The following is a 13685-nucleotide window of genomic DNA, read 5'->3' as shown; positions in this document are numbered from 1 at the left end:
GGGCTCGGGGCCGTCCGTATCGGGCGCGCCGCGCCGGGGTGCCGCCTTGCCCACCCTGCCGCCCAAGGCGGCAGATTGCCCAAGGCGGAATTCAAGCCCCTGCGGCGATTGAGCAGCGGGGTCCGGGGCGGAGCCCCGGGGCGTAGGGCGGCCGACGTGCATCGCCTCCAGAAGGTTCTGCGGGATGAAGACCACCGCGGTGATGCCCCCGTAGATGGAACGCCGCAGCGTGACGTCCAACCGCTGCCGCCCCGCAAGCCGATTGACCACGAACAACCCCAGCTTGCGGGAGTCCAACAGGTCGATGTCACTCGCGAGGATCCGCGCATTGGCGTCGGCCAACGCCTCGTCACTCATCCCGAGGCCACGGTCCTCGATCTCCAGACAGGCCCCAGCCCCGACCGGCTCACCGCGCACCACCACAGGCGTGTGCGGCGGCGAGAACGCCGAGGCGTTCTCGGCGAGTTCGGCCACGAGGTGGACCACGTCGGCGACGGCCGAGCCCGCGAGGGAGAGCTCGGGGATGTCCTGCAGCTGGACCCGGTCGAAGTCGGCCGTCTCGGCGAGCCCCGCACGGACCGCGTCGATCAGCGGCACCGGATTGCGCCAGGCGCGCCCCGGAGCCGACCCGGAGAGAATGAGCAGCGACTCGGCGTGCCGACGCATACGCGTCGTCAAGTGGTCGATGCGGAACAGGTCCTCAAGATCCGTCGGGTCCTCCGTCCGGCGCTCCATCGCGTCGAGGAGGTCGAGCTGGCGGTGCAGCAGCACCTGGCTGCGGCGCGCCAGCGACACGTACACCCCGGAGACACCCGTGAGGACCGCGGCCCGGTCCGCGACCGCGCGAAGCGCCGCGCGCTGCACGGTGGTGAGGGCCGCGCCGACCTGCCCGACCTCGTCGCTGTGCGGCGTCTCGTCGAGCGGTGCCTCCTTGTCGAGGTCGACGTCCTCGCCGTTGTGGATGCGCCGCATGGAGGCGGGCAGCCGGGTCGCCGCCATGTCGAGCGCGGTGTCGCGCAGCCCCGTGAGGTCGGCGACGAGGCCGCGCCCGATCCGTACGGAGAGCAGCAGCGACACGATCACACCGAGCAGGCCGAGGAGCACGGCGATGCCCGAACTGCCCAGGGAGGAAAGGGAGTACGGCTCGGCGCCCGCGGCCTCGTCGATCGCGCGGGACCCGGCCTTGTCCAGGGCGGCCAGGGTGTCCCGCGCGTCCGCCTGCCAGCGCCCGGCGGGCACCGCTTCGGCGGCCTGCGAGGCGCCCGCGGCGAGGACCATGTCCTGCACGTGGCTCAGGTCCTTGGCGCCGGCGGTGCCGAGCGCCGCACGGAACGCGGTGGCGTCGGCGCCCTTCAGTTCGGGCAGCGCGGCCTCGGTGAGGCTGCGCTGCACCGCCACGTCGCCCACGAAGTCGCGGTACTGACTCGGCGTCATCTTCTCGTCGGCCGCGTGCACGGCGCCGAGCAGCGCGTTCTGGCGGCTCAACGCGTCGTGTGCGCGGGCGAGTTGCAGCAGCGTACGGGCCGTGCCACTGTCGGCCGCGGCGAGTCCGGCCCGTACGGACATGGCCCGCTGGACCGCGGTGTCGTATCCGCCGATGGCCTGCACGGCGCCCGGCGCCCCCACCTTCTGGCGCGGCCCGGACAGCGAGCCGGCGCTGAACTTCAGCTTCTGGATGCGGTCGGGCAGCGCCGCGTCGAGGTCGGCGAGGTCGGTGCTGATGGAGCGGAGTCCCGCGTCGAGGGCGTCAACCGCCTTGTCTGTACGGGCCGTTGACTCCGTGAAGTCCTGCCGCGTGGTGGCGTCGTGGGCCACGCGGTACTTCATGGCGGCGGCGCGCTCGTCCTGCACGGCGCCGGTGAACCGTGAAATCGGCGCGACGAGCGCCGAGTTGACCTCTTTCAACTGCTCCTTGTCGGATATCTGCGACGCCGTGGTCACCGCGGCGTGGCCCCACAGCGCCATCACGGAGACGACGGGGACCGTGAGCAGGGTGACGACCTTGGCTCTGATCGATTTGGAGCGCAGCCGTTCGGGCAGCGGAAAGCGCGCGGGCATGGGACAGCTCCTCGGCCGGGCCTGAGTGGTGTGGGGGTGGTGGCGTACGCCCAAGGGGCGCCGCGCCTACGTGGCGGGCAGTTCGACCTCGTGCAGCGGGCGGGCCGCGGCCGCGCTCCGCGCGCGTTCGTCGGCCGTCGGCGACAGCGCGACGAACGCGCAGGTGAGGAAGAGGAAGGAGCCGAGCACGACGGCCAGGGGCAGGATGAACGCGGTCGCGGTGGCGCCGGACAACGGCGCGGTTCCCGGGTGCACGCTCACCTTCACGGCGGCCATTCCGGTGTAGTGCATGCTGCTCACCGCGAGGCCCATCACGAGGGCGGCGACGGCGGCGACCACGGATCCGCGCACGAACAGCGCGGCCCACAGCGCGGCGGACGCGGCGACGACGGCGATCACCACGGAGACGGCCACGAGCACGGGGTCGTAGGACAGGGACCCGTTGAGCCGCACGGCCGACATGCCGATGTAGTGCATCGCGGCGACGCCGAGCCCGGTTCCGAGTCCGCCGAGCACGACGGAGAGGGCGCGGGACCTGCCGTACCCGGCGACGAACATGCCGGCGCCGACCACCAGGATCGCCACGAGCAGGCTCAGGAGTGTGCGCGGGATGTCGTAGCGGATCGCGGTGCCGTCGACGGCGTAGCCGAGCATCGCGATGAAGTGCATCGTCCAGATCCCGGCGCCGATCGCGACGGAAGCGGTCACCAGCCAGTTCCGCCTGGACCTCTGCCCGGCGGCCTGGGCGCGCGCGGTGCAGCGCAGGCCCAGAGCGGATCCCACGACAGCCATCACGTACGACAGGAGCGGAGTGATCCAGCCGCCCGTCATGTGGTGCATGTGCCCCATATTCGCTACGGGTCCCTCTCACTCTTCACATCGGCCCCCCGGTCGACCGGGACGCTAACACGCATAAGAGGGCCTGTTCAGAGCGGTAATTGGCCTGCACCAGAGGGGTTACCGACCGGTAGAGCCCGAGTCCATGGGGCCTTCACAAGTAGGCGCGTCCTGTGACCCCGAATGATGTTGCGACTCTTGTCACGCCGCGCCTCGGGACGGTCCGGACATTGCCACCGATCTACGTAGAGGGGTTCCAGTTCAGGAAGTTCCGCCACGCAGCGCCTTCGCCAGCGCACCGTCTCCGGTCACGGTGACGTGTCCGCCGCGCACCGCCTCGACCAGACCGACCACCCCTCGGGCGACCTCGCCGCACACCTCTTCCCCGAGCGTCAGCCGCGCGTCCGGCTCCCCGTCCGGATAGGCCCCGTCCCCGTATACGGGACGTGCGGGATGCACGGGATGTTTGGGCTCCCCACCCACCCGTACGTGGAAGACCCCCTCGTCGACCCGGACCTCCACCGCACCCGACTCCCCCAGTGCTTCCAACTGCCGGGCCAGCGGCAATGCCAGCCAGTGCGCCCGCACCGCGTCGGTGGGCCGCCGCTCGGCGAGTTCCGGGGCGCCCCACTCGCCGAGCGCCCGGAGCACGGGCAGCAATCCGCGCCCCCGCTCGGTGAGTTCGTACACGTACGCCGAGGCGGGCGCGGGGAGCCGGCGGCGCTCGGCGAGGCCGTCGCGCTCCATGTCCTTGAGCCGCGTGGCCAGCATGTCCGTGCTGACGCCCGGCAGGTCGGCGTGCAGATCGGTGTAGCGGCGCGGCCCGGCGAGGAGTTCGCGCGCAATGAGGAGCGTCCAGCGGTCCCCGACGACGTCGAGCGCGCGGGCGACGGCGCAGTACTGGTCGTAGCTTCGGCGTGGCATGGCGCGCAGTCTATGCAACTTGTTGGACTTTCCAAGCGCACACTTGGTAAAACCAAGCAACAACGGTTCAGCACAGTGACACCTGGTCCGCCTGGAGGGCAAGCGCATGGAGTTCCGGCAGTCGAGCAAGCTGAGCGAGGTCTGTTACGAGATCCGCGGCCCGGTGATCGAGCACGCCAACGCGCTGGAGGAGGCGGGCCACAGCGTGCTGCGCCTGAACACCGGCAACCCGGCCCTGTTCGGTTTCGAGGCGCCGGAGGAGATCGTCCAGGACATGATCCGGATGCTCCCGCAGGCCCACGGCTACACGGACTCGCGCGGCATCCTCTCCGCACGCCGCGCCGTCGCCCAGCGCTACCAGGCGCTCGGCCTCGACGTCGGGGTCGACGACGTCTTCCTCGGCAACGGCGTGTCCGAACTGGTCTCGATGGCGATCCAGGCGCTCCTGGAGGACGGCGACGAAGTCCTCATCCCGGCGCCCGACTTCCCGCTCTGGACGGCGGTCACGACGCTCTCCGGCGGCAAGGCCGTCCACTACCTCTGCGACGAACAGTCGGACTGGTACCCGGACCTCGCCGACATGGAATCGAAGATCACCGACCGCACGAAGGCGGTCGTCATCATCAACCCCAACAACCCGACCGGCGCGGTCTACCCGAAGGAGATCGTCGAGGGCATCCTCGATTTCGCCCGCCGGCACGGCCTGATGGTGTTCGCCGACGAGATCTACGACCAGATCCTCTACGACGACGCGGTGCACCACACCGCCGCCACCCTCGCCCCCGACCTCGTCGTCCTCACCTTCTCCGGCCTGTCGAAGACGTACCGGGTGGCCGGGTTCCGGTCCGGGTGGATGGTGGTCACGGGCCCGCGGCAGCACGCGAAGAGCTACCTGGAGGGCCTCACCATGCTGGCCTCCATGCGCCTGTGCCCGAACGCGCCCGCCCAGTACGCCATCCAGGCCGCGCTCGGCGGCCGCCAGTCGATCCGCGAACTCACCGCGCCCGGCGGCCGGCTCCTCGAACAGCGCGACAAGGCGTGGGAGAAGCTGAACGAGATCCCGGGCGTCAGCTGCGTGAAGCCCAAGGGTGCGCTGTACGCCTTCCCGCGGATCGATCCGAAGGTGCACAAGATCGTCGACGACGAGAAGTTCGTCCTCGACCTGCTGCTGCGCGAGAAGATCCAGGTCGTCCAGGGCACCGGCTTCAACTGGCCGACCCCGGACCACTTCCGCATCCTGACCCTCCCCTACGCCGATGATCTCGATGCCGCGATCAGCCGCATCGGACGCTTCCTGAGCGGATACCGTCAGTGACGTGATCACTTCGACCTCGTGCAGCACCTGCGGGCACCCCAGCCACACGCAGTTCGCCTCCCCCGAGCTGGTCGGGCCCATCGTGTCCGGGCGGTTCGACCGGGCACGGGATCCCGCGTGGCGGCAGTCGGGCGCGGCGACGGTCGAGGACTACGCGCGCTGGTGCGGGCACCTGTGCGGGGCGACGTGCCTGCGCATGGCGCTCGGGCCGGGCGCCCCCTCGCTCTTCGAACTGCGCGACGGGACGCTGAAGTTCGGCGCGTACCGGGTGGACGTGGAGGGCGACATCCGCGGCATGATCTACGCGCCCGCGGTGGAGTACGTACGGGAGGTGCACGGCGTCGACGCGGAGGTGCACCGCACGCTGCGCGCGGACGAGATCGGCGAACTGCTCGACGTGGGCCGCCTGGTCATCGCCTCCGTGCACTACGCGATCCGCCGCCCGCACGAACCGGCCCCCGGCCGCGGCGGCCACCTCGTCCTCGTCACGTCCCGCACACCGGACGGCTCCGGCTACCACTTCCACAACCCGTCGGGCACGGATGCGGCGACCCGCACGGCTGACCTGCCGGTGGAGCGCTTCGGAGAGTTCTTCGCAGGCCGCGGTATGTCCCTGGCGGGGGCGAGCCGGTGACGGCGACCACATAGCCGCGCTCGGCACGCTCCCACCCGGCGCCGGCCCAAAAGATCGGGGCTCCGCCCCGGACCCCGCTGCTCAATCGCCGCAGGGGCTTCAGTGGGCCGCACCGGTCTCGCCGCAGGGGCTATAAATAGCGCCGGCGATTGAGGCGCGTGGTCCGGGGCGGAGCCCCGTGGCCGGGGGGCCGGGCCTGGTGTCAGCCCCGGCCCAGCAGGGAGTCCAATGCCGACACCGGATCCCGACCCGGCTCCCCGCGGGGCCACCACTCGTCCCGCCCGGGATCGGACTCGTACCCGTACCACCACCCGTCCCGCCCCAGACGGAGCTGCACCGTCAGCGTCGACAGATGGTTGCGGTGAGGCCGGAAGTCCGGGTGCCCCACGGCAAGAAGCGCAGGACGGGCCCGGTCGAACGGCCCGGCCGGCGGATCCCACTCCTCCTCCAGGACCGAGAGCCCCTCGAGCCCACCCTGCCGCCACGCCGCGACGGCCCGCGCCAGATCCGTGGGCGTACGCCCCGTGCCACGTGACAGCGAGGCATACAGCGCACGGGTCGCCGCCGTGAGCCCCGAACCGGGGTGCGCCGCCGCGAGGCGAACCGCGTCCTGCCACGGGGTGAGCGGCGCGATCGGATCGGCGCCGGTGGTGAGCAGCGCGTGGGCACGGACCCCCGCCTCCGTGGCGAGGAGGTCGAGCGCGAGCGGGTCGGGGGCGTCCGGCGCCTGCGGGTAGGAGGGCGGCCGCTCCGGGTACCGCGGCGGCGGGAACTCCGGGGGCAGCCGCGGCAGTTGCCCGGCCCCCGCGCTCGCGTACGCCTCCTTCGCCGGGAGCGAGTCGAGCTCGGGGGCCCGCGCCTTGGAACGCTCCTCCGCCTCGTGCACCGAGCTGCGCCGGGTCAGCGCCCGCAGCAGCTCCTGCTCGCCGCGGCCGCGCAACAGGAACAGGACGAACGGGTCCTCGTCGAGGAGCCGGGCCGTCTGGTAGCAGAGCGCCGCCGCGTGCTTGCAGGGGTGGCCGCGGTCCGGGCAGGTGCACTCGGGGGTGAGGTCGTCGACCGTGGGCAGCAGATCGGCGGCCGCCGCCAGCGCGTGCGGCACGTCCTTGTCGAGCAGCGACGCCAGGTGTTCGGGGCGGGCCGCGGCCGTACTCAGGAAGCGGTCCCACGACTCGTCCGGAAGTTCCCGCAGGCGCAGTTCGGCCCGGTAGGGGCGGGGGCGCGAGCCGTGCACGTAGGCGACGACGCGGCCCGGGGTGACGGTGATCGCGTCGACGTGGCCACGGTCCGCGTAGGCGCGGCCGCGGGCGAGGCGGGCCGGGTCGAGGGCCGTGTCTTCCAGCGCGTCCACCCAGGCGTTGCCCCACCAGGTGAGGGCGAAGCTGCCGCCGGGCTCGGCGCGGGGCGGCAGCGGCGGGAACGTGCGGCGCGCGTCGAGGTGCCGGGCGCGGGCCTGCTCATCGGCGCCCGCGCGTCCCGGGACGTGCGGCCGGGGCGTCCTGTGCGACCCCTGGGACCTTCGCGTCGGGCTCATCGTGTGGCCTCCCTGCGCAGCGTCACGAGGTCCGTGAGCTCCCGGTCGGTCAGCTCGGTGAGCGCCGCCTCGCCGGTGCCGAGCACCGCGTCCGCCAACGCCCGCTTGGTGGCGAGGAGTTCGGCGATCCGGTCCTCGATGGTGCCCTCGGCGATGAACCGGTGGACCTGCACGGGCTGCGTCTGCCCGATGCGGTACGCACGGTCGGTGGCCTGCTCCTCCACGGCCGGGTTCCACCAGCGGTCGAAGTGGATCACGTGCCCCGCGCGCGTGAGGTTGAGTCCGGTGCCGGCCGCCTTCAGAGAGAGCAGGAAGACGGGCACCTCACCGGACTGGAATCGGTCAACCATGCGCTCGCGCTCGACGATCGTGGTGCCGCCGTGCAGCAGTTGGCTGGGAATGCCGCGGGTGGTCAGGTGGGTGGCGAGCAGCTTGGCCATGGACACGTACTGGGTGAAGACGAGCACCGAGCGGTCCTCGGCCACGATCGTGTCCAACAGCTCGTCCAGGAGGGCGAGTTTGCCGGAGCGGCCCGCCAGACGCGGGCGGGAGCCGTCGCCCTGGCCCTCCTTGAGGTACTGCGCCGGGTGGTTGCAGATCTGCTTCAGGGACGTGAGCAGCTTCATGATCAGGCCGCGTCGGCCGATGCCCTCGGCCTCCTCGATCTGCGCCATCGACTCGCGCACCACGGCCTCGTAGAGCGACACCTGCTCGCGGGTGAGCGGCGCGGGATGGTCGGACTCGGTCTTCGGGGGCAGTTCGGGGACGATGCCGGGGTCGGACTTCTTGCGGCGCAGGATGAACGGGCGCACCAGGCGGGCGAGCCGCTCGATCGCCTCCGGGTTCGTCCCGCCCTGGCCCTGGAGGGGGACCTCGCCCTCGACCACGCGCGCGTGCCGGGCGCGGAACGCCTTGAGCGGTCCGAGCAGGCCGGGTGTCGTCCAGTCGAGCAGGGCCCACAGCTCCGACAGGTCGTTCTCCACCGGTGTGCCGGTGAGGGCCACGCGCGCGGGGGCCTCGATCGTGCGCAGCGCCTTCGCCGTCGCCGAGTTGGGGTTCTTCACGTGCTGCGCCTCGTCCGCGACGACCATGCCCCAGGTGTGTCCCGCGAGTTCGCCGGCGCGGGTGCGCAGCGTGCCGTACGTGGTGAGGACGAAGCCGCCCTCGACGCCGGTCAGGGCGCGGTCCACGCCGTGGAAGCGGCGCACCGGAACGCCGGGGGCGAACCGCTCGATCTCCCGCTGCCAGTTGCCGAGCAGGGAGGCCGGGCAGACGACGAGCGTGGGCGCGGGCCTGGCGCGGCGCAGGTGCAGCGCGATGAGCGTGACGGTCTTGCCGAGGCCCATGTCGTCGGCGAGGCAGCCGCCGAGGCCGAGCGAGGTCATGAGGTCGAGCCAGGCGAGGCCCCGCAGTTGGTAGTCGCGCAGTGTCGCGTGCAGGCCCTCGGGCGGCTCGACCGTGTCGATGCCGCGGGTGAGCCGGTCGCGCAGCTCGGCGAGGCGGCCCGTGGGCACGGCCGCGACCCGCTCCCCGTCGATCTCGGCCTCGCCGGTCAGCGCGACGGCCAGCGCGTCGACGGGCTCAAGCAGGCCCAACTCCCGCTTGCGGGCCTTGCGGACGAGATCGGGGTCGACGACCACCCACTGGTCGCGCAGCCGCACGACCGCGCGGTGCGACTCGGCGAGCAGGTCCATCTCGCGCTCGGTCAGCGGGTCCCCGTCGAGCGCCACCTGCCAGTTGAACTTCAGCAGCTCATCGCTGTCGAAGAACGGCGTCCCGTCGGTCGCCGAGCCGGGCGCGGCCTGCGCGCGCACCACGGCGGTCGCGGTGAGGGAGCGGGCGATGTCGCGCGGCCAGTGCAGGGTGACGCCCACCTTGGCGAGACGCGCGGCGCCGGGCCCGAGCAGATCCGTCAGCTCACTGTCGGACAGGGCCAGCACGTCCGGCACGTCCTGCTCCAGGAGGCGGCCGAGCGGCGGCCAGGCGAGCGCGGCACGTCGCACCGCGAGCACCGCGTCGATCCGGGCGCGCGGCCCGAAGTGCTCGCCGGCCTCCCCCGCCCACAGTCCCGCGGCGTCGACCACCCGCGTGGGGTCGGCGAGGCTGTGCACCTGAACGATCGCGGCGCCCGCGCGGCGCGCTCCCGCACGCTCCCCGGACTCCGCCCTCGACTCCGATTCCGGCTCTGGGACCGACTCCCCCACCAGCGCCGACACCGGCTCCGACGCCGATCCCGGATCCGACGCTGACACCGGAGCCGATTCCGACGCCGGCTCCGGCTCCGGCTCCGGCTCCGGTCCCGGCCCCGGCCCCGGCCCATCGTCCCCGTCGAACAACGCTGCCTGCGACAAGTCCAGCCGCAGCGACACCTTCACGCCCGCGTCGAGCCCGGCCGCCGCCTCGACGGCCCAGGGGCGTGCCCGCGGAATGTGCTGGGCGGCGGCGGCCGCGAACGGGGCGCCCGCCGCGTGCGCCGCGGCCGGGCTGCGCGGCAGCGCGTCGGCCACCGCGTCGAGCAGTGCCCGTACCAGCGCCTCCGGCTGCGGGACCCGCAGCGGCCTGCTCCCCGGCACCGGCGTCGCGTAACCCTCGGGCGGCAGGGCGGCGGCGATGCCCCGCACCTGCGCCACGTCGTCCTCGTCGAGCGGGCCCGCGCGCCACGCGTCGTGGTCGGAGGCGGTGAGGCCCGGCAGCAGGCGGCCCCGCGCCACCAGGTGCAGGGCGTGCGCCGCGGCCGCGCCCCAGGCGGCGGCCGCCGGATGGGCGCCCCGGGTGCGACGGGCCCGCAGCAGCAGCGGCAGCGCGTCGAGGACGGGCAGCACGAGCGCGGGAACCTTGCGGCTGCGCACAGTGGAGCCGTGCGACCGCACGACGGTCAGCTCACCGTCAGCCCCCGGAATGGCCGACCCGCCCGCCCCACCCCACTCGTCCGACGCCTCCGACGCATCCGCGTCCGGGGCCCAGAAGGCGATCCGCCCCGCGCGCGGCAGCGGATCGGGCAGGAAGACGGCGGCGGCGCTCAGCGGGACACCCGACAGCTCCGGCACGCTCACGCCACCTCCCTCTTCTCTCTCCGCTCAGGCCTCGACGACCCCTAAGACCTTACGGGGCGGGTCTGACAATCCTTGATCCCGTGCCCGGGGCCGCCCGGGGTGCCCGGTCCGCCCCACCCGGCAGGCCCGCGCGCCCCCACCCGGGGACAATGGGGATGCATCTGCCCACCTCCAATCGAACAGGCGCGAACCTTGGGTGATCTGCTTCTCGTCCGGCACGGCGAGACCGAATGGGCCCTGACCGGACAGCACACCGGCCTCACCGACATCCCGCTCACCGACAACGGGCGGGAAGAGGCGCGCCGCGTCGCGCCCCTCGTCGGCAGCTACCACGTCGGGGCCGTCTTCGTGAGCCCCCTCCAGCGCACCCGCGAGACCGCCGAGCTCGCCGGCCTCAAGCGCTACACCGTCGATGCGGACCTGCACGAATGGGACTACGGCGCGTACGAAGGTGTCACCACCCGGGAGATCCAGCGCACCCGGCCCGACTGGTACCTCTTCGACGACGGAGTGCCGCCGGGGCCCGCCGAGCATCCCGGCGAGACGCCGGAGGAGGTGGGCGAGCGTGCCGACCGGATGCTGTCCAAGGTCGACGCGGCGCTCTCCAACTACGAGGGCAGCGTCGTCCTCGTCTCGCACAGCCACTTCCTGCGCGTCCTGACCGCGCGACGCCTCGGCCTGCCGCCGTCGGGCGGCTCGCACTTCCTGCTGTCGACGGGCACGGTCAGCCGCCTCACCTTCGAGCACGGCCGACCGGTGATCTCGGGCTGGAACCTGCGGCCCTGAGCCCGTCCGCTCGTCCTCACGCCCGTTCACCCCGGCCCGTTGTCAGACCCGTCGTGCACCATCGTCACCAGATGGGAGGCACGCCATGACGAGACCGCCGACTGCCGCGCAGCGCCGCATCATCGACGCCGCCGACCCGGAGACGGGCCGGATCTCCGGCACGCCCGCCCAGCTCGACCGGCTCATCGTTTTGAAGTTGGCGTTCCGGCACCCCCGGCCCCCGCACGAGCACTTCCTGACCCCGGCGGGGCACCGGCTGCGGGAGGCCGGGGACGGGCCCCCGGCCGCCGAGCCCGAACCGGCGGAGTCCGGCGGTGTGTTCGCCGCGCGACTCGGCGGCGAGCCGCGGTCCGACGCGGGGCCCGCGCGGGCACGCGAGGTGCGGACCGCCTGGCAGGGCCTGCTGGAGATACGCCGGATGACGAACCCGGACGGCGCGACGGACCGGCCGTGCGCCTGGGAGCGCGGCCGGCTCGGCCCGTCCGCCGCGCTCGCCCTGGAGGCCGCGGGCTGCGTACCCGCGGCCGGGGCCGGTCCCGGCTATCGCGTGCAGGACACCCCGCAGCCGGAGGCCGTCGCCGTGCACCACTCGGAGCCGGCCGGGCTCGCGGCGTGCGCGGCGGCGCTACGGGAAGCGGGCTGGCAGGTCGGCGAGCACGCGCAGGCGCGCGGCGGGCCCCGCTATCTGCTGGCGTCGCCCAGACGTGCGTAACGCACCTCACGGCGGACCGGATGCCGTCCCCCACCCACCTGTTGGCATGATCGGCACAACACCCCATCGTCGAGTCATCGAATCGTCGAGCCATCGAGAGGAACGTCGTGGCAGAGCAGTTTTCCGTACCGGTCGAGGTCCGTGGGTACGAGATCGATGTCAACGGGCACCTCAACCAGGCCGTCTATCTGCAGTACGCGGAGCACGCGCGCTGGTCGCTCCTGCGCAGCGCCGGCCTCGACGAAGGTGCCCTGCTCGGCCGCGGGGTGGGCCCCGTCGTCCTGGAGACGAACATCCGCTATCTGCGGGAGTTGCGCGCCGGTGACGTCGTCGACGTGAGCTGCGCCTTCGAGTTCGGCGAGGGCAAGGTGTTCCGCGTCCACCAGACGATCCGCAGGGCCGACGGCACGGTGGCGGCCGAGGTGTCCGCGGTGAGCGGCGTCATGGACCTCACCGAGCGCAAGCTGGTGAAGAACCCTGCGGAGATCTTCAAGGAACTGGCCTCCGCCCCCGCCGCCTTCGGCCTCTGACCACCACCCCGATCCGGCCGCTATCCCCAACTCACTGAAGTGTGCCCGCATTTGAGGCATACGGAGTACGCCACCGGCCGCCCGGCCACACTCTCTTGCCGCGCCACGGGAAGATCGCTACGGTCCCTTCAGCCGCACTTTCTACGCGCGTCACATCACGCCGAGTGTCACCCGTGCCACCGTTCCGAGAGGCCCTCCCCATGCAGTTGCGCCGCACGTCCCTGCTCGCCGCCACCCTCGTGACCCTGGCCCTCGCCTCGGCGGCAGCGCCCGCGACCGGGACGCCCCGGACGGCCGGGACCGCGCCCGGCGGCTGGCAACAGGTCGGCGACGACGCCAAGTCCGGGGTCAGCGGTCTCGCGCTCACCGGCGGGGCCGTGGCGGGCGGCGCCGTGGAGGCCCTCGTCGTACACGACAACAAGAAGCCCGGCGAGCGGCGGATCAGCCGCGTCACCTTCCACCCGTCCGCACCGAAGGCCACGACGGTCGCGCCGCTCGTGTGGGACGGCGCGGAGCCCACGGACCTGGAGGCGGTCGAGGCGGTGCCGGGCACGGACGGCGAGTTCATGGCGCTGGCCGGCAGGGGTCTGGTGTACCGGCTGCACGTCGACGGGGGCACCGCGCGGGTGCTCGACCTGTCGCCGCTGCCCGCGATCCCCGAGGGCGCGGACTTCGAGAGCTTCGCGCTCGGCACGTCGCACGGGAGGACGGTCGCGGTGTGGGCGGACCGGGGCGCGGGTGCGGACCGCCCGGCGACGGTGTTCGCGGCGCCGTTCTCCGTCGGCGAGTACGGGGAGGCGGAGTTCGGGAACGTCGAGAAGGCGGAGTTCCGCGCGGCCTACCCGAAGGGGGATGTGCGGCACGTCTCCGACATCTCCCTCACCAAGTCCGGGCGCATCATGGTGAGTTCGGCCTCGGACGCCGGGGACGACGGGCCGTTCGCCTCGGCAGTGAGCGAGGCGGGACGCGTGTCGCTGAACGGATCGGGCACCCGGGCGGCGCTGCGGATGGCCGCGCAACGGACCGCGCCGGACAGGTTCGACGACCGCAAGATCGAGGCGGTGGAGTGCGTGCCGGGCGCGAACGGTACGGCGCTGCTCGGCACGGACGACGAGAACCTGGGCGGCTACCTGAAGTCGGCGCCGGTCTGCGGCGGTTGAGACGCGGCGGGGCGCGGACGCGCGCGACACGGGCGGGAGTGACGCGGGCGGGTCCGACGCGGACGCGCGCGACGCCGACGGCGCAGACTCGGGCGGGGTGACGCGGACGCGCGCGACACGGGCGCGCGCGACGCCGACGAGT

11 protein-coding genes are annotated in these 13685 nt (G+C 73.0%); 6 read left to right on the top strand and 5 right to left on the bottom strand.

Going from position 1 to position 13685, the window contains the following annotated elements:
- The 3 genes from ABT004_RS10900 to ABT004_RS10890 all read right to left on the bottom strand — a co-directional run.
- A partial coding sequence (locus ABT004_RS10900) for a sensor histidine kinase (RefSeq protein WP_351334029.1) occupies nucleotides 1–2058 on the bottom strand: 2058 nt, incomplete at its 3' end.
- Nucleotides 2059–2124: 66 nt separating this feature from the next.
- Nucleotides 2125–2907, bottom strand: a complete 783-nt coding sequence (locus tag ABT004_RS10895) for an MHYT domain-containing protein (RefSeq protein ID WP_351334027.1) — start codon at nucleotides 2905–2907, stop codon at nucleotides 2125–2127.
- Nucleotides 2908–3156: 249 nt separating this feature from the next.
- A complete protein-coding gene (locus ABT004_RS10890; RefSeq protein ID WP_351334024.1) occupies nucleotides 3157–3819 on the bottom strand; it encodes a winged helix-turn-helix transcriptional regulator in 663 nt (220 codons plus the stop codon).
- 106 nt (nucleotides 3820–3925) lie between these two features.
- Between ABT004_RS10890 and ABT004_RS10885 the strand changes: the two genes are divergently transcribed.
- Entirely contained in the window at nucleotides 3926–5134 is a 1209-nt protein-coding gene (locus ABT004_RS10885; RefSeq protein ID WP_351334022.1) for a pyridoxal phosphate-dependent aminotransferase, read from the top strand.
- A 1-nt stretch (nucleotide 5135) separates the two neighbouring features.
- Nucleotides 5136–5768 carry a cysteine peptidase family C39 domain-containing protein gene (locus ABT004_RS10880; RefSeq protein WP_451189844.1) on the top strand — a complete coding sequence of 211 codons (633 nt, stop codon included), beginning with the start codon at nucleotides 5136–5138 and terminating at the stop codon, nucleotides 5766–5768.
- 202 nt (nucleotides 5769–5970) lie between these two features.
- On the opposite strand, the gene ABT004_RS10875 is transcribed toward ABT004_RS10880, so the two are convergent.
- Together ABT004_RS10875 and ABT004_RS10870 are read right to left on the bottom strand one after the other, a co-directional pair.
- Nucleotides 5971–7302 carry an SWIM zinc finger family protein gene (locus tag ABT004_RS10875; protein ID WP_351334019.1) on the bottom strand — a complete coding sequence of 444 codons (1332 nt, stop codon included), beginning with the start codon at nucleotides 7300–7302 and terminating at the stop codon, nucleotides 5971–5973.
- Nucleotides 7299–10355: an SCO1167/SCO6262 family helicase gene (locus ABT004_RS10870; protein WP_351334017.1), complete on the bottom strand. Its 3057-nt coding sequence runs from the start codon at nucleotides 10353–10355 to the stop codon at nucleotides 7299–7301. The genes ABT004_RS10875 and ABT004_RS10870 overlap by 4 nt, the downstream gene beginning before the upstream one ends.
- 192 nt (nucleotides 10356–10547) lie before the next feature.
- Between ABT004_RS10870 and ABT004_RS10865 the strand changes: the two genes are divergently transcribed.
- From ABT004_RS10865 to ABT004_RS10850, 4 genes are all read left to right on the top strand, one after another.
- The gene (locus ABT004_RS10865) at nucleotides 10548–11141 is read left to right on the top strand and encodes a histidine phosphatase family protein (protein ID WP_351334015.1); all 594 of its coding nucleotides are present in this window, start codon (nucleotides 10548–10550) and stop codon (nucleotides 11139–11141) included.
- Between the two features lie 85 nt (nucleotides 11142–11226).
- On the top strand, nucleotides 11227–11853 hold the full coding sequence (locus tag ABT004_RS10860; protein WP_351334013.1) for a hypothetical protein: 627 nt from the start codon (nucleotides 11227–11229) through the stop codon (nucleotides 11851–11853).
- A 107-nt stretch (nucleotides 11854–11960) separates the two neighbouring features.
- Nucleotides 11961–12383: an acyl-CoA thioesterase gene (locus tag ABT004_RS10855; protein ID WP_351334010.1), complete on the top strand. Its 423-nt coding sequence runs from the start codon at nucleotides 11961–11963 to the stop codon at nucleotides 12381–12383.
- A gap of 173 nt (nucleotides 12384–12556) precedes the next feature.
- Complete coding sequence (locus ABT004_RS10850) at nucleotides 12557–13543, top strand: hypothetical protein (protein ID WP_351334007.1); 987 nt, start codon at nucleotides 12557–12559, stop codon at nucleotides 13541–13543.
- Nucleotides 13544–13685 lie beyond the last annotated feature (142 nt).

It is taken from the genome of Streptomyces sp. NPDC002790, assembly GCF_040295505.1.
Classification (GTDB): Bacteria; Actinomycetota; Actinomycetes; order Streptomycetales; family Streptomycetaceae; genus Streptomyces.
This window is presented reverse-complemented; position numbering and strand designations above follow the sequence as displayed.

Excerpts from the sequence above, each read along its gene's own strand:
- ABT004_RS10895 (WP_351334027.1), bottom strand. The coding sequence starts at position 2,907 with ATGGGGCACATGCACCACATGACGGGCGGCTGGATCACTCCGCTCCTG.
- ABT004_RS10890 (WP_351334024.1), bottom strand. The coding sequence starts at position 3,819 with ATGCCACGCCGAAGCTACGACCAGTACTGCGCCGTCGCCCGCGCGCTC.
- ABT004_RS10885 (WP_351334022.1), top strand. The coding sequence starts at position 3,926 with ATGGAGTTCCGGCAGTCGAGCAAGCTGAGCGAGGTCTGTTACGAGATC.
- ABT004_RS10875 (WP_351334019.1), bottom strand. The coding sequence starts at position 7,302 with ATGAGCCCGACGCGAAGGTCCCAGGGGTCGCACAGGACGCCCCGGCCG.
- ABT004_RS10860 (WP_351334013.1), top strand. The coding sequence starts at position 11,227 with ATGACGAGACCGCCGACTGCCGCGCAGCGCCGCATCATCGACGCCGCC.